The organism is Variovorax sp. ZS18.2.2 (genome assembly GCF_024701975.1).
Taxonomy (GTDB): Bacteria; Pseudomonadota; Gammaproteobacteria; order Burkholderiales; family Burkholderiaceae_C; genus Variovorax.
This window is the reverse complement of the sequence record NZ_JANLNM010000001.1, coordinates 1803280-1823308: the sequence shown is the minus strand read 5'-3', so window position 1 is coordinate 1823308 and position 20029 is coordinate 1803280. Positions and strand designations below refer to the sequence as shown.

General features: G+C 67.1%; 17 protein-coding genes, 1 tRNA gene and 1 pseudogene. 14 read left to right on the top strand and 5 right to left on the bottom strand.

Translation table 11 applies throughout. The annotated features are described in order from the left end of the window. Positions 1-161 precede the first annotated feature (161 nt). The 5 genes from tolB to NU688_RS08515 all read left to right on the top strand — a co-directional run bounded on the left by tolB (position 162) and on the right by NU688_RS08515 (position 3667). Positions 162-1388, top strand: coding sequence for a Tol-Pal system beta propeller repeat protein TolB (gene tolB, locus NU688_RS08535; RefSeq protein ID WP_257860103.1), 1227 nt, complete (start codon positions 162-164; stop codon positions 1386-1388). 24 nt (positions 1389-1412) lie between these two features. After that, entirely contained in the window at positions 1413-1931 is a 519-nt protein-coding gene (gene pal, locus NU688_RS08530; RefSeq protein WP_257860102.1) for a peptidoglycan-associated lipoprotein Pal, read from the top strand. Continuing rightward, positions 1931-2680: a tol-pal system protein YbgF gene (ybgF, locus tag NU688_RS08525; protein WP_257860101.1), complete on the top strand. Its 750-nt coding sequence runs from the start codon at positions 1931-1933 to the stop codon at positions 2678-2680. Before pal ends, ybgF begins: the two co-directional genes overlap by 1 nt. Before the next feature lie 19 nt (positions 2681-2699). After that, positions 2700-3542 carry a tRNA threonylcarbamoyladenosine dehydratase gene (locus tag NU688_RS08520; RefSeq protein WP_257860100.1) on the top strand — a complete coding sequence of 281 codons (843 nt, stop codon included), beginning with the start codon at positions 2700-2702 and terminating at the stop codon, positions 3540-3542. A gap of 49 nt (positions 3543-3591) precedes the next feature. After that, positions 3592-3667 (top strand) — tRNA-Lys (locus NU688_RS08515). 83 nt (positions 3668-3750) lie between these two features. Here NU688_RS08515 and NU688_RS08510 read toward each other — a convergent pair. Next, on the bottom strand, positions 3751-4635 hold the full coding sequence (locus NU688_RS08510) for a LysR family transcriptional regulator (protein ID WP_257860099.1): 885 nt from the start codon (positions 4633-4635) through the stop codon (positions 3751-3753). 195 nt (positions 4636-4830) lie between these two features. Between NU688_RS08510 and NU688_RS08505 the strand changes: the two genes are divergently transcribed. From NU688_RS08505 to NU688_RS08490, 4 genes are read left to right on the top strand one after another with little or no spacing between them, the layout of a single operon-like run. Next, positions 4831-5931: a TauD/TfdA family dioxygenase gene (locus tag NU688_RS08505; protein WP_257860098.1), complete on the top strand. Its 1101-nt coding sequence runs from the start codon at positions 4831-4833 to the stop codon at positions 5929-5931. Beyond that, positions 5928-7316, top strand: a complete 1389-nt coding sequence (locus tag NU688_RS08500) for an MFS transporter (RefSeq protein ID WP_257860097.1) — start codon at positions 5928-5930, stop codon at positions 7314-7316. Before NU688_RS08505 ends, NU688_RS08500 begins: the two co-directional genes overlap by 4 nt. A gap of 28 nt (positions 7317-7344) precedes the next feature. After that, positions 7345-8535, top strand: coding sequence for an acetyl-CoA carboxylase biotin carboxylase subunit family protein (locus tag NU688_RS08495; protein WP_257860096.1), 1191 nt, complete (start codon positions 7345-7347; stop codon positions 8533-8535). Next, positions 8516-9781 (top strand): ATP-grasp domain-containing protein, encoded by a 1266-nt coding sequence (locus NU688_RS08490; RefSeq protein WP_257860095.1) that lies wholly within the window; start codon positions 8516-8518, stop codon positions 9779-9781. The genes NU688_RS08495 and NU688_RS08490 overlap by 20 nt, the downstream gene beginning before the upstream one ends. A gap of 171 nt (positions 9782-9952) precedes the next feature. Here the strand turns inward: NU688_RS08490 and NU688_RS08485 are convergent, their stop codons facing one another. Together NU688_RS08485 and NU688_RS08480 are read right to left on the bottom strand one after the other, a co-directional pair. After that, the gene (locus NU688_RS08485; RefSeq protein WP_257860093.1) at positions 9953-10333 is read right to left on the bottom strand and encodes a hypothetical protein; all 381 of its coding nucleotides are present in this window, start codon (positions 10331-10333) and stop codon (positions 9953-9955) included. Between the two features lie 23 nt (positions 10334-10356). Continuing rightward, on the bottom strand, positions 10357-11934 hold the full coding sequence (locus NU688_RS08480) for an ABC transporter substrate-binding protein (protein ID WP_257860091.1): 1578 nt from the start codon (positions 11932-11934) through the stop codon (positions 10357-10359). A 166-nt stretch (positions 11935-12100) separates the two neighbouring features. Here NU688_RS08480 and NU688_RS08475 point away from each other — a divergent pair, with 166 nt between their 5' ends. Genes NU688_RS08475 through NU688_RS08465 form a run of 3 tightly spaced genes read left to right on the top strand, consistent with a single transcriptional unit; the run spans position 12101 to position 15806 of the window. Beyond that, a complete protein-coding gene (locus NU688_RS08475; protein ID WP_257860090.1) occupies positions 12101-13084 on the top strand; it encodes an ABC transporter permease in 984 nt (327 codons plus the stop codon). Positions 13085-13114: 30 nt separating this feature from the next. Further along, positions 13115-14071, top strand: a complete 957-nt coding sequence (locus tag NU688_RS08470) for an ABC transporter permease (RefSeq protein ID WP_257860089.1) — start codon at positions 13115-13117, stop codon at positions 14069-14071. A gap of 1 nt (position 14072) precedes the next feature. Further along, complete coding sequence (locus tag NU688_RS08465) at positions 14073-15806, top strand: ABC transporter ATP-binding protein (protein ID WP_257860088.1); 1734 nt, start codon at positions 14073-14075, stop codon at positions 15804-15806. Between the two features lie 130 nt (positions 15807-15936). On the opposite strand, the gene NU688_RS08460 is transcribed toward NU688_RS08465, so the two are convergent. Next, positions 15937-17460, bottom strand: a complete 1524-nt coding sequence (locus NU688_RS08460) for an amidase (RefSeq protein WP_257860086.1) — start codon at positions 17458-17460, stop codon at positions 15937-15939. Positions 17461-17476: 16 nt separating this feature from the next. Beyond that, on the bottom strand, positions 17477-19084 hold the full coding sequence (locus NU688_RS08455; protein WP_257860085.1) for an ABC transporter substrate-binding protein: 1608 nt from the start codon (positions 19082-19084) through the stop codon (positions 17477-17479). A 271-nt stretch (positions 19085-19355) separates the two neighbouring features. Here NU688_RS08455 and NU688_RS08450 point away from each other — a divergent pair, with 271 nt between their 5' ends. Next, positions 19356-19787 (top strand): DoxX family protein, encoded by a 432-nt coding sequence (locus NU688_RS08450; RefSeq protein WP_257860083.1) that lies wholly within the window; start codon positions 19356-19358, stop codon positions 19785-19787. Between the two features lie 51 nt (positions 19788-19838). Continuing rightward, positions 19839-19922 (top strand): annotated as a pseudogene (locus NU688_RS08445) (ABC transporter permease); the annotation flags it as partial. Between the last annotated feature and the right edge of the window lie 107 nt (positions 19923-20029).

The window sequence follows — 20029 nt, the reverse complement described above, 5'->3', positions numbered from 1 at the left end:
CGGGCCAGTGTGTAACATGTGGCCCCTTGCGTCGGGCAGAAACTTTTTGTCCGAAAACCTCTCCGAACCGCATGAACAAGCCGTTGCCAGCTCCTATCCCAACTCCTTCTTCATCGCTATTTGCACGCCGCACCCTCATTGCGGCCCTTGCTGCCACCCCCATGCTTCCTGCGCTGGCCCAGTTCCGGGTCGAGGTGTCGGGCGTCGGGCTGACGCAATTGCCGATCGCGCTGGTCCCGTTCAAGGGCCAGGATTCCTCGCCCCAGAAGATCTCGGACATCGTTCAGGCCGACCTGGAACGCAGCGGCCAGTTCCGCGGCGTCGATGCCTCGGGCCAGGCGCTGGACGAGGCCTCCCGCCCCGATCTGTCGCTGTGGCGCCAACGCACCGCTGACTCGCTGGTGGTCGGCAGCGTCACCCGGCTCGCAGACGGTCGCTTCGACGTGAAGTTTCGCCTGTGGGACGTGGTCAAGGGCCAGGACCTCGGCGGCCAGAGCTACACCGTGCCGCAGGGCGACCTGCGCCTCGCCTCGCACCGCATCGCCGACTTTGTCTATGAGAAGCTGACCGGCGAGAAGGGCATCTTCTCGACCCGCATCGCCTACGTCACCAAGGGCGGCAGCCGCTACTCGCTGTGGGTGGCCGACGCAGACGGCGAGAACGCCCAGGCCGCGCTCGCGAGCCCAGAGCCGATCATCTCGCCGTGCTGGTCGTCCAACGGCCAGCAACTGGCGTATGTGTCCTTCGAATCGCGCAAGCCCGTGGTCTACGTGCACAACGTGGCCAGCGGCCAGCGCCGCCTGCTGGCGAACTTCAAGGGTTCGAACAGTGCGCCGGCCTGGGCACCGGACGGCGGCTCGCTCGCCGTCACGCTCAGCCGCGACGGCGGCTCGCAGCTCTACACGATCCCGGCCGGCGGCGGCGAACCGCGCCGGCTGACCCAGAGCGCAAGCATCGACACCGAGCCGGTGTACTCGGCCGACGGCGGCACGATCTACTTCGTGAGCGACCGCGGCGGCGCCCCCCAGATCTACAAGATGAGTGCCAGCGGCGGCAACCCGACCCGCGTCACCTTCAGCGGCACCTACAACATTTCTCCGTCCGTCAGCGGCGATGGCCGGTGGTTGGCCTACATCTCGCGCATCGGCGGTGCCTTCAAACTCCAGGTGATGGAGTTGGCGTCCGGCAACGTTGCGTCCATCACCGACACCACCGCCGACGAGAGCCCTAGTTTTGCCCCCAATAGCAAGCTGATCGTCTACGCCACGCGCCTGCAAGGCCGCGAAGCCCTCATGACGACCACGCTCGACGGAAAAATAAAGGCACGACTGGCGGGACAGGCGGGAGACATCAGGGAACCGGACTGGGGTCCGTTTCAAAAGCAATGATCAGGTTTATTTGAGGAGTTCGTAATGTTGAAACGCACAATTTATTCGCTGGCCATCGTGGCTCTCATCGCTGGCTGCTCGTCGGGCACGAAGCTCAACGAAACGCCCGTCACCGACGGCCGCGGTACCACGGCCCAGCCAGGCGGCGGCGCCAGCACGGTGACTCCGGTCAACGCCGACCAGAGCGCAGCCACGGCACAAGGCCCGGTCGGCGTGGCGCGCATCGTGTACTTCGACTACGACAGCTACACGGTCAAGCCCGAGTTCCAGTCGATCATCGACGGCCACGCCCGCTTCTTGAAGAGCGCGCCGCAGCGTCGCATCTCGATCGAAGGTCATACCGATGAGCGCGGTGGCCGTGAGTACAACCTGGCCCTCGGCCAGAAGCGCGCCGAAGCCGTTCGTCGTGCACTGACCCTGCTGGGCGTGAACGACGGCCAGATCGAAGCCGTGAGCTTTGGCAAGGAAAAGCCGGCCGTCCAGGGTGGCGGCGAAGAGGCGTGGGCACAGAACCGCCGCGCTGAAATCCGCTACACCCGGTGATGCCACGCGCCTTGCTGCGGGGCGCGGCGCTGGCTGCCGCCCTGCTTTGCGTCTCGATGGGATCGCAGGCCGCGTTGTTCGAGGATGACGAGGCCCGCAAGGCCATCCTCGACCTGCGCCAGCGTGTCGAGGCCATGCGCCAGCAGACCGACCAACGGCTGACCGACGAAAACGGCCAGTTGCGCCGCAGCCTGCTCGACCTGCAGAACCAGATCGAGCAGATGCGTGGCGACCTGGCGCGCATGACGGGCCAGAACGAGCAGCTCACGCGCACGCTGAGCGAAATGCAGTCGCGCCAGACCACCATCGACGACAAGCTCAAGCAGAACGAGCCGTCCAAGGTGACGGTCGACGGCCGCGAGTTCAACGCCGATCCCAAGGAAAAGGCCGACTTCGAGGCTGCGCTCGGCATCTTCCGTGCCGGCCAGTTCGCGCAGTCGCAAACCGCCTTCGCCGAATTCGTCAAGCGCTACCCGCAAAGCGGCTACAACGCCTCGGCGCTGTTCTGGCTCGGCAATGCGCAGTACGCCACGCGCAACTACAACGAGGCCATCGCGAACTTCCGCTCCATGCTCTCGCTCGCGCCCGATCACGCCAAGGCCCCCGAGGCCGTGCTGTCGATCGCGAACTGCCAGATCGAGTTGAAGGACACGCGCTCGGCACGCCGCACGCTGGAAGACCTGGCCAAGGCCTATCCGCAGTCCGAAGCCGCACAGGCAGGCCGCGAGCGTCTCTCGCGCCTGCGCTAGTGCCGGCGGAGCATTCCGCTTGAGCGCCACCCTTCCAGCAGCGTTCACACCGGTCGCCGCGGATGTCGTCACCGACACCGCGGCGCCTGACTTTGCGCGCCGCTTCGGCGGCCTCGAGCGGCTCTACGGCGTGGCCGGCGCCGCGCGCATCCGCAACGCCCATGTGCTGGTCGCCGGCATCGGCGGCGTGGGCTCATGGGCGGTCGAGGCCCTGGCACGCAGCGGGGTGAGGCGGCTGACGCTGGTCGATCTTGATCATGTGTCGGAGTCGAACATCAACCGGCAGATCCACGCGCTCGAGGCGACCGTGGGGCAGGCCAAGGTCGAGGCCATGCGCGACCGCATCGCGCAGATCAATCCCGATTGCAAGGTGCTCGCGCTCGACGAGTTCGTGGAGCCCGGCAACTGGACCGCATTGCTCGATGCCGCACAAACCGCTAATGGTCCGGCCACTGCCGTCATCGATGCCTGCGACCAGGTGAAAGCCAAGCTGACCATGGCCGCGTGGGCACGCGCATCGCGCGCGGCGTTCATCACGGTGGGTGCGGCGGGCGGAAAGCGGCAGGCGCACAAGGTCGACATCGACGATCTTTCGCTCGTCACGCACGACCCGCTGCTCGCCCAGCTTCGCCAGCGCCTGCGCAAGGAGCACGGCGCACCGCGCGAAGGCAAGAAGATCGGTGTGACCTGCGTCTTCAGCCGCGAAAGCGTCGCGCCGCCCGATGCATCCTGCGCGATCGAAGAAGGCGACGGTTCGCTCAACTGCCATGGCTATGGCTCCGTGGTCAGTGTCACGGCCACCTTCGGACAATGTGCGGCAGGTTGGGTTCTCGACAAAATCGCGAGCAACGCCACGCTATAATCTTTGGCTTTGCCGGATTCAACGTCGGCAAGAAGCAAAAAATGGTTCCGGGACGTTAGCTCAGTTGGTAGAGCAGCGGACTTTTAATCCGTTGGTCACTGGTTCGAATCCAGTACGTCCTACCACCGAACCTCGCTGAATACGAAAAGCCCGCTGTCGAACAGACAGCGGGCTTTTTTTCGTTCCACGCCTTGCGCAATTCCAGGAATCAGAGCGGCGCCATCGGCTGCCGCGCAGAGCGTCGCAGCTCCTGCATCAGCGCACGAGCCTCCACACCAGGCTGCCAGCCCTCGCGAAACACGAAATAGCTCGTGGCCGGCGCCAGGTCGCGCGGGCGATAGACCTGCAGCTGGTAAGACTGCGACTGGTGCTCCACCAGCCTGCGCGGCACCACCGCCATGCCCATGCCGGCCGCGGCGCAGCCCAGCACCGCGCCGTAGGTGCTGAACGACAGCACGCGGGCGCAGGCAATGCGACGCGATTCGAGCCAACGCAGCGCCATCGTGCGGTAGGGGCAGCCTTCGCGAAACGCGAGCAGCGTCGGCGCGTAGACGGGCGCCTGCGCCAGCAATTCCGCCGGGTCTTCCTGCGCGACCACCACGAGCGGCTCGTCGAAGCCTGCCTCGTAGACGAGGCCTGCACGCTCGTTGACGCGCGCAGTCACGGCAAGGTCGAGGCGGTGCTGCAGCAGCATCTGCGACAAGGCCGGCTCGGCCTCGACTTCCAGCTGGAGCTCCAGTGCGGGGAACGCCTGGCGCAGGCTGCCCAGCGCGTGGGGCAGGTGCATGGCGGCCGTGCTTTCCATGGTGCCCAGGCGCAGGCGCTGCACCACGGGCAATTCGGCCCGCGCATTGGCGGCGGCCTCGTCGATCAGTTCGAGGATGCGCGCCGCGTAAGGCAGGTAGCGCTCGCCGGCTTCGCTCAGCTGCAGCCGCTTGCCCTGGCGGTTGAACAGCGGCACGCCCAAACGCTGCTCCAGTTGCTTGAGCCGCGTCGTCACGTTGGACTGCGCACAGCCGAGCACGTTGGCCGCCTTCAGTGCGCCGCCTTCGTCCACCACTGCCTTGAAGGTTTCGAGCAATACACGGTCCATGGGCGGTCCTTTCGAGGAAAGAAGCTGAAAGTTATAAATCTGATTATCAGATAAGGAATGTTAAATAGATTCGTTTTTGAGATAAAAAATCGCCCATAGCCTCGCGTCCAGCGTCAGCACACCACCCGTCGCTGCCCGCCGCGACGCGCATTGCCGCGCGCCTGTAGTGCCTGTAGCCCCACTCAAGGAGTTTTCATGTCAGACCATGGTTCGAGCGCCGAAGTGAGCATCACCGCCAGCGAGGCCGAGCAGATCCGTCAGGTGCTCGCAGGCCTCGACTACGACCCGGCGGGGAGTTCGGCGTACATCGGCGAGCTGCGCCGGCGCGTCTATTCCGGGTTTCCGGAGCGCCTCGTGCGGTTGCTGGAGGTCATCAAGTCGTCCAACAGCGCCGCCTATGCCTACCTGGTGGTCGACAACCTGCCGATCGACACCGGCGTGCGCGGCAGCCCGCAGTTCGGCGAAACCGGCCGCGAGTTCAAGGACGGCGTGCTCAGCGAGAACCTGCTGGCGGCGCTCGGCGCGGCCATCGGCGAACCGTATTCGATCTCGCACGAAGGGCTGGAGCTGGTCAACAACCTCACGCCCCACAAGCACACCCGCCACGAGTACACGGGCCTCGGCTCCGAGGTGGAGTTGGACTTCCACATCGAGAACGCCGCCCAGGCCTTCATGCCCGAGGGCGACACCTCGCCGCTCGCGTTGCTGCTGCTCGGCCTGCGCGGCGCGCCCGAGGGCCAGGGCAAAGGGCCGCTCACGCGCGTGGCCGATGCGCGGCTTGCGCTCGCGCGCCTGAGCGACGAAGACCTGGAGGCGCTCTACGGCCGCCACTTCATCATCCGCGTGCCGTACCGCTGGCGCGGCGCCACGCCCACGCCGCGCGACAACACCGACCTGAGCCCGGTGCTCTCGGGCCCGCTCGAATTGCCGCGCGTCACCGTCGCGTTCTATCCCGACATGGTGCTGCCGGTGAACCAGCGCGCCAAGGCCGCGTTGGAAAACTTCCACCGCGAGGTGAGGGCGGTCTCCGAGGCCATCGACATCAAGCCGGGCCGGCTGGTCTTCATCAACAACCGCTTCGCACTGCATTCGCGCGACAGCTTCGTGCCCAGCTTCGATGCCAACGAGCGCGCCTACCGCTGGGTGCAGCGCATCATGGTCACGACCAACCTGTGGAACTTCCGCTCGTTCGGCAAGCGCCACGAGCGGGTGTTCGATCCATTCCTGCTGCCGCGTGCGAGCGAGCCGGTGCGTGCGCGCAGTGAAGAGGCCCGTCAGCCCGTGTTGAGCGAATGAGCACGGCCGGCAGCACCACACTGGCCGAACTCGCGCCTGCACCGCGGCGCAGCGCAGGCATCGGCTGGACCCTGGCCGCCACGAGCTTCGGCTTCATCGTGGTGCAGCTGGACGTGACCATCGTCAACGTCGCGATGCCGCAGATCGGCAAGGACCTGGGCGCCGGCGTGACCGGCCTGCAGTGGATCGTCGATGCCTACACGCTGGCTTTCGCGGCACTGCTGCTCACGGCCGGCTCCTTCGCCGACCGCTTCGGAAGCCGGCGCGTCTTCAGCCTCGGCCTGGTGCTGTTCGGGCTGGCCTCGCTGGCGTGCGCGGTCGCGCCGTCCATCGGCGTGCTGATCGCGGCGCGCGCGGCGCAGGGCATCGGCGCTGCTTTGATCCTGCCCACCTCGCTCTCGCTGCTCTCGCACGCCTGCGCCGGCGACGCGACGGCGCGCACCCACGCCATCGGCTGGTGGAGCGCCATCGGCGGCGTGGTGAGTGCCGCGGGCCCGGTGGTCGGCGGCGTGCTCACGAGCGGCCTCGGGTGGCGCTCGATCTTTTTCGTGAACTTGCCGATCTGCGCCGTCGGCCTGTGGGCCACCCGCCGCTATGTCGCCGAGACCGTGCGCGTGGCGGCCAAGCGGGTGGACATCGCCGGACAGGTGCTGGCCATCTTCGCGCTCTTCTTTCTCACGCATTCGGTGATCGAGGCCGGCGTGCTGGGCTGGACCACGGGGTCCGTGCTGGCGGGCTTTGCCATTGCGGCCGTGGTCATCGCCGCATTCGTGTTCACCGAATCGCGCGTGGCGGCGCCGATGATTCCGCTCGGGCTGTTCCGCAACAAGGCCTTCTCGGCGTCGGTCGTGCTGGGCGTGGTCATGAACGTCACCTTCTACGGAATGATCTTCGTGCTGAGCCTGTACTTCCAGAACGCCAAGGGCTACACGCCGACCCAGACCGGCTTTGCCTTGCTGCCCTTCGTGGTGATCATGGTGGCGAACCTTGCGAGCGGGCGGCTGGCCAAGCGCTATTCACCGCGCGTGCCGGTGATCGCGGGCTTCCTGCTGTTGGCCCTGAGTTCAGCGCTGCTGCACGGCATCGACGAGACCACGCCGTACCTGCGCATCCTCCCCAGCCTCTTGCTGATGGCCATTGGCGCGGGCATCGCCACGCCGGCGCTGATCTCGCGCACGCTGGCGAGCGTGGATCCCGAGCGCTCGGCGACCGCCTCGGCGATCCTCGGCGCGGCGCGCCAGGTCGGCAGCGCCATCGGCATCGCGCTGTTCGGCGCGCTGGTGGCGGGGTTGCCGGCGCAACTGGCGGCAGGGGCTTCGTTCTCGTTCGACCTGTCGACGGCGTTCCGGCTCGCGGGCGTGCTGCTCGCGGTGCTGTGCCTGTGAGCTTTTCTTTCTCCGGGGGATTTCTTGAATGACACGACTCATCGTGATCGGCGCGCGCTCGACCGGCACCAGCCTCGCGCTGGTGCGTGCCGCACTCGACCGCCAACTGGACGTGACCGTGATCAGCGGCCCGAACGATTCGCTGCAGGGCGTGTTCGCGCCAGAGGTCGAGCTCGTCAACCTGCAGACGGATGCCGAAGTCGTCGTGGCATGGCTGCAGCGCCATTACCCCGACCCCGAGCGGCGGCTGCGGGTCACGACCGCCAACGACGTCTATGCACGCCTCGCCGCGCAGGTGGCCGAAACGCTGGAACTGCCCGGGCCGGACGCGGCGAGCGTGGCGCGCTCCGTCTCCAAGGCGTATCAGAAGTCGCTGCTCGCCACGCATGACTTGCCGACCTCGCGCTTCGTCGTCGGTGCGTTGACCGATCTGCCGGCGCTGTGGGGCAAGCTGCCGTTGGTGCGCTTTCCGGTGGTGGTCAAGCCGTCGGAAGGCTCGGCAAGCCACGGCGTGAAACTCTGCCGCGACTTCGATCAGGCGAACCAGCACCTCGAAGCGCTGGCCGGCGAGCTGCGCGCGAACCTGCGCACCGGCCTCACCGACTGCGTGATCGTCGAGGAGTACCTCGAGGGCGCCGAATACTGCGTCGAGTATTTCGACGGCCGCTATGTCGGCGCCCTGCGCAAGTTCAAGCGCCACGGCGAGGGTTTTCTCGAGCGCGGCTACACCTCCGAACTCGATCTGGACGACCGCGCGCTCAGGCGCCTGATCGACGCCGGCACGCAGGCCGTCGAGCGCGCCGGGCTGACCTGGGGTCCGGTGCACCTGGACTGCATCGTGCGCGAGGGCGCTCCATACGTCATCGAGCTCAACCCCCGCATCGCCGGCAGCTTCATCTGCGACATCGTGCGCGACGGCTACGGCTTCCGCATGGTCGAGCGCCTGCTCGACAAGCTGCAGGGCCGCCCGGTCGTCGTGCCGGAGTTCTTCGCGCCCAGTGCCTACGCGCGGGTCGAATTCCTGCTCGACAGCGATCCGTTGCCCTGGGACTTCTCCAAGCCGGGCGAACTGAAGAACGGCGATCTCCACATCAGCTACGGCCCGCAGCGCGCGGCCGACCGCGAGCGGCGTGCGTACCTCTATGTGCGCCGCACCTTCCAACCCACCGAACCGACCGAACCCACCGCGGAAAAACGCCATGAAGAAGCAATTGCTTGACACCGTTGCCATCGTCGACGGCATCTCGACCAGCGCGCACCTCGCGCCCGCGTTTCGCGCCTACGGCGTGAAGTGCGTGCATGTGCTGAGCAGCGAATCGTTCCCCGAGCGCCTGCGTCCCCAGATCAACCCCGCGGACTACGTTCGCAGCATCGTGCACCGCGGTGACGTGCAAGAGACCGCCGACGCCTTGCGCGACCTGGGCATCAGCGTGGTGCTGCCGGGCGTGGACAGCGGCGTCGAGCTGGCGTCCCTGCTGGCCGATGCGCTGCAGGCGCCGTTTCGCAACCCCGTGGAACTCACGGCCGCGCGCCGCGACAAGTTCGAGCAGATCCAGACGCTGCAGCGCGCTGGCGTGCGCACGCCCCAGCAATTCCAGTCGCGCTCGTCGGAGGAGATCGTCGAGTGGGCGAGGGCGCATGCGCGCCTGCCCGTGGTCATCAAGCCCACGCGCAGCGCGGGTGTGAAGGGCGTGAAGATCTGCCGCACGCTCGCGCAGGTGGAAGAAGCGGCGCGCAACGTGCAGGCGATCAAGTCCTGGTACGACGAGGTGCAGGACGAGATCCTGGTGCAGTCGTACAGCGAAGGGCAGGAGTACATCGTCGATGCCGTGTCATTCGAGGGGCAGCACAAGATCGTGAGCCTCTGGGCCGTCGAGCGCGACCGCAGCCATTCGCCGAGGCTGGAGAAGATGCTCGTGGTCGACCACACCGAGCCGCGTTTTCGCGAGGTGATCGCCTATGCCGCAGAGGTGCTCGACGCCGTGGGCCTGCACTACGGGCCCTCGCACCTGGAACTGATCGTGACCGAAGAGGGACCGACCATCGTCGAGCTGAACTCACGCCTGCACGGCAGTCTGGACCCGCGCCTGACCACGGCCGTGTCGGGTGAGAACCAGGTCTCGGTCACCGTCGAGGCCTTCGTCAACCCGACGCGCTTCAAGCAGACGCTCGGCGATCAACCGCGCTTCGAAGGCTTCTGCGGCCACATCCTGCTGGTGTCGCCCAAGGCCGGCGTGCTCAGCCGCGACTTCGTGTGGGACTCGATCGAACAACTGCCGTCCTGCGTCAGCGTGAAGCGCTGGGTGAAAACGGGCGACCGCCTGAACGTCACCACCGACCTGCTCACCGCGCTCGGCATGGTCGGCCTGTTCGATGCGAAGTTCGACCGGCTGCTGGCCGACTGCGAGTCGATCCGCCAGATCGAGCACAGCTTCTTCTCGGATCCTGAGGCGCTTGCTGCTTGAGCTTGCTGCCACCGAGCCAGTCTTGTCCCCTCTCCCGCTTGCGGGAGAGGGTTAGGGTGAGGGTTGCGGCCTTCACACCCGTGCGCCTTTTCCATCGCCCAATGCCCTCACCCCAGCCCTCTCCCGCAAGCGGGAGAGGGAGAGGGAGAGGGAGCAAGACCGGACCGACTCCTAGACGTTCACCAGCGCCGCATCGACCCGCCGCGCCCGGTGATCGACGTAGTACCCGCCGAACTCCGTGTACCGCAGCACCAGCCGCGCACAGGCCGCACACCGGAACACGTCGCAGCGATTGAATGGAAAGTGCGCGACCGAGATCGGCGCATCCGTCGAGTCGTAGCGCGTGCCGCGCGGATGGAATTCTTCAAAAGTCGGCTCGTCGATGTCGTCGGCGCGCAGCGTGCCCAGGCGCTCCATCAGGTCGGCGGGCCAGCGGTCTTCGGTGAAGCTTTCCCACGCGGCGGCCCTGTGCGGCCAGCTCCCGCAGGTGGGTGATGCCGATTCCTCGGCGGCTTCGGCGAGCTGCTTGAGCTCGTGGGCATTCAACGGCATCGTATTTTGCGAAAGAGAACAGGTCAGCGAATATAGACGTCCGCGAAGTTCGCCTCCACGCCATCGCCCGTCAGCGAATGGTCGTGCACCCGCCGGTTGTAGATGGTGAAGTAGGTGGGCGAGAGCAGGTTCAGGTCCGGCACCTCGATGCCGACGATGCGCTGGAACTCCTTGAAGAGCGTCACCCGCCGGGCCGGGTCGATCTCGACGGTCGCGTCTTCCAGCAGCTTGTCGACCACCGGGTTGTCGTAGAAGGTGCCGTTCGAGAAGGGCACGCCCTGGCGGATGTTCTTCGACCAGTACAGGCGCTGTGAGCCCACCGTGGGGTCGAAGAGGTTGCTTGTGCCGTTGATGGCCAGGTCGTAGCTCTGTTCTGTGTAGATGCGCTTCACGTACTGCGAGAAATCGGTGGCGCGAATCTCCACCTTGATGCCGATGCGGCCCAGCGCCTGCTTCACGTAGTCGGCCAGCCGCTTGTGCAGGTCGCTCGGGTTGAAGTCCAGCGCCAGCGTGAAGCGCGTGCCCTCGGCGCCGCGCGGAAAGCCCGCTTCATCGAGCAGCCGTTCGGCGGTCTTCGGCGCGAAGGGGTAGGGCGTGGGGCGCGTGTCGTGAAACTCCTTGAGCCCCGGCGCAATGGGCGAATACGAGATCACTCCGTACCCGTAGAACACGTTGTCCCGCACCACCTCGCGGCTGATGGCGTGCGCGATCGCCTGGCGCACCTTCAGTTCCTTCAACTGCGGCTGGCGCAGGTTGAATTCCAGCCGCGTCACGTTGTACGAGTAGGCGTTGCCCTTGGTCTCGAAGCCCAGCTTCGGGTTGGCCTTCAGCCGCTCGATGTCGCCGGGCGACACGGGAGTGCGGTGGCCGATGTCCACCTCGCCGGTCTCGAAGGCGATGGAGCGCGAGGCCGCGTCGGGAATGATCTTCACGATCAGCCGGTCGATGTAGGGCTTGGGCTTGTCCCAGTAGTCGGGGTTGCGCTCGTACACGATGTGGCTGCCGCGCACCCATTCCTTGAACCTGAACGGGCCCGTTCCGATGGGCGCCGCGCCGTTGGGGTTGCGCAGCACGTCGCCGCTCTCGTAGAGATGCTTCGGCACGATGGGCGCCTCGGATGCGACGAAGGCCTTCAGCAGGTAGGGCGCGGGCCGCGAGAGCTCCAGCACCGCCGTGTACGGGTCGGGCGTCTTCACGCGCTCCACTGGCGCGAAGGTGCTGCGGCCGCGCGGGTGGTGTTCCTTCAGCAGCAGGATCGAATGCGCCACGTCGACCGAAGTGAAGTCGCGCCCGTCGTGCCACTTCACGCCGCGGCGCAGCGTGAAGGTGTAGGTCTTGCCGTCGGGGCTCACCTGCCAGGCCGTGGCCAGCTGGGGCAGTGGCTTCAGGTCCTGGTCGTACTTCAGCAGGCCCTCGGTGACCTTGGCGCTCACGGCCAGCGTGGAGGAGTGCGAATGCGCAATCGACACCAGCGTGGGCGGCTCGTTCATCAGCACCAGCGTGACGGTGCCGCCCGAAGGGGGCGCCGCCTGGAGCGTGTGCAGGTTCACGAGCAACGCGAAGGCGGCCAGCGCCTTCGCGACAGTGGAGGTAGAGCGCATCTGTGGGGTTCCGTAGGGCGAGCCGCAATCTAGGGGCGCCCGCGGCCCGGTCCAACGAAGCAAACCGGATATCCGTAGAAGAAAAGCTTCCTTCGCCGTGGGCGCCCGCCCGCATACGCTGCGAGCCCATCGACTGCCTTCACGACCCGTTCTTCATCCTTTCCCTATGAACCTGCGCAGCGCAAGCCGCACGCTGGCACGCACCGCGTGGCAGGCCGTGCCCACCGTCATCGGCGTGATCCTCCTGAACTTCGTGCTGATGCAGTGGATACCGGGTGACGCCGCCGACGTGGTGGCCGCCGAATCCGGCTCGGCCACCACCGAGAGCATGGCCCAGTTGCGCCGCCACTTCGGGCTCGACCTGCCCGTGCTGCACCAGTTGGCCGCCTACCTCAACAACCTGGCGCACTTCAGCCTCGGCACCTCGCCGCGCTACAACATGCCGGTGGTCTCGCTGATCGGCGCGCGGCTGGGCAACACGCTGCTGCTGATGGTCACGGCGCTGGCCTTCGCGCTCGCCATCGGCATCGCGGTGGGCACGGTCATGGCCATCCGCGTGGGGCGCTGGCAGGACCGCACGCTCTCTGTGCTGGCACTGCTGCTGTATTCCACGCCGGGTTTCTGGCTCGGCCTCATGGCCATCGTGCTGTTCTCGGTGCACCTGGGCTGGCTGCCCACCGGCGGCAGCGAGAGCATCGGCGCGGGCTACACCGGCTGGACGCATGTGGTCGATGTGGCGCGGCACCTGGTGCTGCCCGCGCTGGCCATGTCGGGCTTCTACATCGCGATCTTCTCGCGGCTCACGCGCGCCGCGATGCTCGAGGTGACGCGGCAGGACTTCGTGCGCACCGCCGAGGCCAAGGGCCTGCACCCGTGGACCATCAACCTGCGCCATGTGCTGCGCAACGCGCTGATTCCGGTCACCACCGTCGCGGGCATGCATTTCGGCACGCTGCTGGGCGGCGCGGTGGTGGTCGAGACCGTGTTCAGCTGGCCCGGTCTCGGGCGCCTGGCCTTCGATTCGGTGGCGGGCCGCGACTACACCGTGCTGTTGGGCGTGCTGCTGATGTCGTCGCTGCTGGTCATCGTGGCCAACATGCTGGTCGATCTGCTGCATGCCTGGCTCGATCCGCGTATCCAGGTGCGCTGAGTTCTCTCCGATTCCCAATTGCCATCTCCGATGTCCACACCGTTCCCACTCGATACCGCGATTGCGCACCCGCCCGCACCGGCACCCGTCGTTGCACGCCGCGCGAAGGCACCGGCCGTCAAAGCCGCCGTAGACGTCAAGCCGCTCTCCAGCCGTCACGCCGCGCTGCGCGCGTTCCTGCGCAACCCGGCTGCTGTGGCGGGTGTGGTGCTGCTGGTCTTCATGCTCGTCCTCGCGCTGTTCGCTCCGCTGCTCTACCCGGGCGATCCGCTCGACATGGTGGCGCCGCCGTTGCTGTGGCCGGGGCAGGACGCGGCCTATCCGCTGGGCAGCGATTCCCTCGGCCGCGACGTGATCGCAGGCATTGCGCACGGCGCACGCGTCTCGCTCGCGGTCGGCGTGGTGGCCGCCACATTGAGCCTGCTGATCGGCGTGCTCATGGGCGCCACAGCCGGCTACTTCGGTGGGCGCATCGACGACGTGCTGGTGCGCATCACCGAGCTGTTCCAGACCATGCCGTCATTCCTGTTCGTGATCGTGGTGGTCGCGATCGGCCAGCCCTCGGTGCCGGTGATCGTGTTCGCCATTGGCCTCGCGTCGTGGCCGGTGATCGCCCGGCTGGTGCGCGCCGAATTCCGCGCGCTGCGCGAAACCGAGTTCGTGCTGGCCGCGCGCAGCCAGGGTTTCGGCCATGCGCGGATCATCTTCCAGGAGATTCTTCCCAATGCGCTGCCGCCGGTGATCGTGACGACCTCTGTGCTGGTGGCGAGCGCCATCCTCATCGAATCGGCGCTGTCCTTCCTCGGCATGGGCGACCCGAATGCGGTGTCGTGGGGCAGCATGATCGGGCAGGGGCGCGAGCTGCTGCGCACCGCGTGGTTTCTCACGGCGCTGCCGGGCGCGGCCATCGTGCTCACGGTGCTGGCGCTCAACCTCGTGGGCGATGGCCTGAACGACGCGTTCAACCCCCGCCTGAGGGGCCGCTGAGATGACACTCGAACAGGTCACGACCACGCCGCCGCTGCTCGAGGTGCGCGGCCTCGATGTCTTCTTCCACGGATCGAACGGCCCCATCCAGGCCGTTCGCGGCCTCGACCTCACGCTGCAGCGCGGCGAAACGCTGGCGCTGGTCGGCGAATCGGGCTGCGGCAAGTCGACCACCGCGCTCGCGCTGCTGCGCCTCCTGGCGCCCGGCACCGCGCTGCGCGGCAGCATCCGCTTCGACGGGCGCGACATCCTCGCGCTCTCGCCGGCGGCCCTGCGCGAAGTGCGCGGCCGCGAGATCGCGATGATCTTCCAGGAGCCGATGACCTCGCTGAACCCGGTGCACACCATCGGCTCGCAGATCGGGGAAACGCTGCGCCGGCACGAGAAGCTGTCGGCCGTCGCCGCCCGCAAGCGCGCGATCGAACTGCTCGACCTGGTGCGCATTGCCGAGCCGCACCGGCGCATCGACGACCATCCGCACAACCTGTCGGGCGGCCAGCGCCAACGCGTGATGATCGCGATGGCCGTGGCCTGCAAGCCGCGTCTGCTGGTGGCTGACGAGCCGACCACCGCGCTCGACGTGACCATCCAGGCGCAGATCCTTGAACTGCTGGACGGCCTGCGCCGCGAGCTCGACATGGCGCTGCTGCTCATCACGCACGACCTCGGGCTGGTCGCCCAATGGGCCGACCGCGTGGCCGTGATGTACGGCGGTGAGAAGGTGGAGGAGGCCTCCACCTCGAAGCTCTTTGCCGCCCCTTCGCACGCTTACACCAAGGGCCTGCTGGGCGCCTCGCTGCATGCCGGCAGCGCTTTGCACTACGCCGATGCGCGCCTGCCCGAGATACAGACGCGGCTCGACCCCGCGACCGGCGTGCGCGACTTCGCACTGCACGTGCCCCAGCCTTCATCGACAGTGCGCGCCTTGCCCGTGCGCACCGCGGCCGCCGGCGAGCCGCTGCTGTCGGTGCAGGACCTGCGCACCGATTACCCAACGCGCGGCGGCGGCGTGCTGCACGCGGTGGATGGCGTCTCCTTCGACATCCGCGCCGGCGAGACCGTCGGCCTCGTGGGCGAATCGGGCTGCGGCAAATCGACGCTCTCGCGCACGCTGCTGCGCCTCGTGAACCCGGCCGCGGGCCGCATCGTGTTCGACGGCACCGACATCGCGCCGCTCTCCGAGAAGGCGCTCAAGCCCTGGCGGCGGCGCGTGCAGATGGTGTTCCAGGACCCGTATGCTTCGCTCAACCCGCGGCGCAGCGTGTTCGACATTCTCGAATCGGTGCTCAAGGTGCATGGCGTGTCCGAGCGCGAGGAGCGGCGCAACCGCATCGCGGCGATCCTGGAGCGCGTGGGCCTTCCGGGCGATGCGGCACGGCGCTTTCCCAACGAGTTTTCCGGCGGGCAGCGCCAGCGCATCGGCATTGCGCGGGCGCTGGTGGTGCGGCCTTCGCTCGTGGTGCTCGACGAGCCCGTGTCGGCGCTCGACGTGTCGGTGCAGGCGCAGATCCTGAACCTGCTGGTGGAGCTGAAGGAAGACTTCGGGCTCTCGTACCTGTTCATCTCGCACGACCTCTCGGTGGTGCGCTACATCGCCGACCGGGTGATGGTGATGAACAAGGGGCAGATCGTGGAGACCGGCAGCCACCGCGACATCTGGGAGCGGCCGCAGGACCCGTACACGCGCAGCCTGATCGCGGCGGTGCCGGGGGTGGAGCAGCGCAGGGCGGCTTGAGCTGAATCGCCGTCAATCCCACAACCGCTCGGGCTGAGCCTGTCGAAGCCTCGCGCGGCACTTCGACAGGCTCAGTGCGATCGGCTGGCTATCGAGTGCGGGACTTCATCGATCGACAGCCGCCCGGGTGTTATGCCTCGGCCGCCAGGTCCGTCTCGTACCCAGGCGGCGCGATGAAGCCACCGTAGACCTCTTCCAGCAGCGCCGCAAAGGCAATGGTCGTGCGGTCCTCGAGGTACGGGCCCACGGCCTGCGCGCTCACCGGCAGCCCGTCGTCATCGAGCCCGACCGGGAAGCTGGTCGCCGGCAAGCCCGGCAGCACAGGCAGACCCGCCCAATGGAACAGATCGAGAAAGCGCACCTCGCGCGTGCCGTCCTCGAACCCGACGGGATAGGTGCGCGCGTCCTTCGGCTCGCTGTGGTTGTGGCGAAAGGCCGGCAGCGGTGCGACCGGCGTCACCACCACGTCGAAGGTTTCGAAGAGGCGCTCCCACTGGTGGCGCAGCGAGACACGGATCTCGTTGTCCTTGAGCCAGTCGCTGTGGCGCAGCGTGGGCGCGCGCAGCCATGCGGCATCGGCGCTGTGGTCGTCGGGCGCCAGCGTTTCGAGCCGCTTCTGCGCTGCCTTGCTCAATGCGGGCGGCGTGGCCAGCGACGAGCCCAGCAGGCTGCGGTAGACGCGGTGCGACTGCGCGAGATCGGGCAGCAGCCCGGCCGGCAGCTCCGAAGGCCGCGTCACCTTCACGCCCTGCGTGCGCAGGCGTTCCACCACGCGCTCGACCACCAGCGCCTCGTGCAGGCTGCGCGCGCTGCCAGGCCACTGGTCAATCACCAGCACGCGGAAGTCCTTGAGGTTCGCGTGCCGTGCCGGGGGCAGCGTGGCCTTCCATGCCTTGGCAGCCAAGGGTTCGAGGTTGAGCAGCAGGTCGAGCGCCAGTTCGAGATCGGACGCGGTGCGCGCCAGCGGCCCCGCCACGCTCAGGTCGCGGTCGGCCAGCCGGCCGGACGGCACGCTGGTGCCGCGCATCGCGACGAGGCCTGCGGTCGGCTTGTGCCCATACACACCATTGAAATGCGCGGGAATGCGGATCGAGCCGCCGATGTCGGTGCCCAGCTCCAGTGCCACATAGCCCGCCGCCAGCGCCGCGGCCGAACCGCCCGAGGAGCCGCCCGGCGTGCGCGCGAGGTCCCACGGGTTGTTGCTCACGCCGTAGATGAGGTTGTAGCTCTGCAGGTCGGCCAGAGCGAGCGGCACGTTGCTCTTGCCCACGATCACCGCGCCCGCGCCGCGAAGGGCAGCCACGGCCACCGAATCCTGCGCCGCCACGTTGTTCGCGAAGTCGGGGTTGCCGCTGCTCGTGACAAAGCCGGCCACGTCGAACGATTCCTTCACCGTGATCGGCACGCCCAGCAGCGGCCGGCGCTCGCCGCGCGCCAATGCGGCGTCGGCCTCGCGGGCCGCGGCACGGGCGCCTTCGTCGTTGCGCGCGACCACGGCGTTGATGTCGTTGTCGAAGCGGTTGATGCGCTCCAGCACATGCTCGAGCAGATCGACGGCCGACACGCGGCCAGCGGCCAGCGCCTCGGCCTGCGCGCGTGCGCTCGCGAAGGTCAGCGAATCGAGAAGGGGTCGATGCAGGTCCTGTGTGGTCATGGGGGCTTTCGGGCGGTCACTTCTTCGGTTCGATCCACGCGTCCGCCAGGTCGCCGGACATGAGGTCGATGCTGTTGTTGAAGTTGTGCAGGCGCGCGCTGTGCACCACGATCGATGGCACGGCGACGATGGGCAGCACCGGCAGCTCGCGGCCCACGATCTGCTGGATCTGCTTGAACTGCGCGGCGCGCTTGCCCGCATCGACCTCGACGGCCGCCTGGCGGAACAGATCGTCCACCTGCGGGTTGTCGTAGTGCGCGGCGTTCACCCAGATCAGCGGGTTGCGCACGCCGTCGCCCCAGTAGATGCGCTGCACGCCCACCGTCGGATCGAACAGGCGGCCAAGGCCATTGATGTTGATGTCGAAGTCGCGCGTGGTGTAGACGCGCTTGAGGAAGGTGGGCAGGTCGCCATCGACGATCTCGACCTTGATGCTCACCCGCGCGAGCGCCGAGCGCAGGTAGTCGGCCGTGCGCTTGAACTCCGCGCCGGGGATGTAGCTCAGCCGCAGTGCAAAGCGCTGGCCGTTGGCCTGCTTCGGCTGGCCCGCTTCGTCCAGCAGCCTGTTGGCGGCGGCCACGTCGAAGCTGTCGCGGAAGGTGCTGTCGTCGTAGTAGTCGGAGAGCACGCGCGGGATCGGCGAATTCACCACCTCCACGCGCTTGTAGTAGATGGTGTTGCGGATGAAGTTGCGGTCGATGGCCTGCGCGATGGCGTGGCGCACCTTGGGGTTCGCGAGCACCGGGTTCTCGACGTTGAATTCGAGGAACGAGGCGTTGTTGAGGAAGCCGTCGTAGCCGTCGTCCACCTTGAGCTTGGGGTTCGCCGACAGGCGTTCGAGGTCGGCCAGGCTCACGCCTTGTGCAACGTCCACCTCGCCGGTCTCGATGGCGGTGGAGATCGCGGCCGGGTCGCGCACGAACTTCACGATCACGCGGTCGATGTGCGGCGTGCCCGTGCGCCAGTAACTGGGGTTCTTGCGCAGCACCAGGTGGCTGCCGCGCACCCATTGCTCGAAGATGAAGGGGCCGGTGCCCACGGGGGCCGAGATGTTTGCGCTGCCCAGTGGATCGCCGTCGGCGTAGCGGTGCGCCGGCACGATCGGCAGCTCGGCCGACGACAGCGACTTCAGAAGGAAGGGCGCGGGCTTGGCCAGCACGATCACCGCGGTGAGCGGATCGGGCGCATCCACGCGCTCCACGTTCGCCAGCGTGATGCGGCCGCGCGGGCCCTGCTTCTTCTGGGTCAGCACCGCGTAGCGCACGTCCTCGGCGGTGAAGTCGCGGCCGTCGTGGAACTTCACGCCGGGGCGCAGCTTGAAGGTGTATTTCAGGCCGTCGGCGCTCACCTGCCACGAGGTGGCCAGCAGCGGCTGCGGGTTGAACTTCGCGTCGTAGCGCAGCAGGCCTTCGGTGACCTTGGCGCTGATGTTGCGGTTGTCGGTCTTGGTGTCGAGGAACGACACCAGCGAGGTGGGCTCCTGCGACACCGCATAGGTCAGCGTGCCGCCGTTCACCGGCGTTGGCGCTTTGGTTTGTGCGACGGCCGTGAAGGGCAGCGCGGCGAGCGCCAGATGAAGCAGCCGTTGGCTGAACTTGAGTTTGTCGAGCAAGGAAGAAAGCATGGAGTGGGTCACCGTGTCCGCAAGAGGCGCAAAAGGGCAGACGATGGTCTTGGAAAACCGGCGCAGGACTTAGCATTTTTTCGATTTTGGAAATGCAATTCGAGGGAGGGCATCCAGGTGCGGCATCGAACAGCGCTTCGAGCGTCGCAGCACGATCCGATGCACGAGAAAACGAAAGTGAAAGCGCGAATTTCGTGCTTGGGACGCAACTGCTGCGCTCGCAGAATTCGAGCGGTATTTCTCCTGCTCACTTTTTTCCGGAGTCCACTGCATGACCATTCCCAACACAGATCGCCTGGTTCCGCCCGCACTCTCGGTGCTGCGCATCGTCTCGGCCTACCTGCTGATCCAGCACGGATCGGCCAAGCTCTTCGGCGTTCCGCACGTGGCCTTCTTCGACAACCTGCAGATCGTTTCGCTGCTCGGGGTCGCGGGCATCCTCGAATTCTTCGGCGGCATCCTGTTGCTGGTCGGCCTGTTCACGCGGCCGGTGGCCTTCGTGCTCTCGGGGTTGCTGGCGTTCGCGTATTTCCTCGGGCACGCGTCCAAGGGCTTTGCGCTCATCCCCTTCCTGAACCAGGGCGAGGCCGCGGTGCTGTTCTCGTTCGTCTTCCTGTACATCGCGGCGGCCGGAGCCGGCCCGTGGAGCGTGGATGCATGGCGCAAGCGTCCGGCGAGCGTGCCTGCAGGCGCTGCTGCATAAGCGCAAGGAAGACGCTGGCGATGGTGAGCGTGTCGGCTTTCATTGCCATCAGTGATCGTGATCCTGATCGCGCTGGTGTCGGTGATCCAGTTCGGCGGCGAGTGGCTGGCGCGCAAGGTCGATCACCGGCGTTGACGGTATGGACCCATGCGGGGGCGATACATGCAAACCGCATATCCAAGCGCGAAAACCGGGTTTCCCTGATGCCCGGTCACAGGCAAGACTCGAAGGCTCTCCGACCA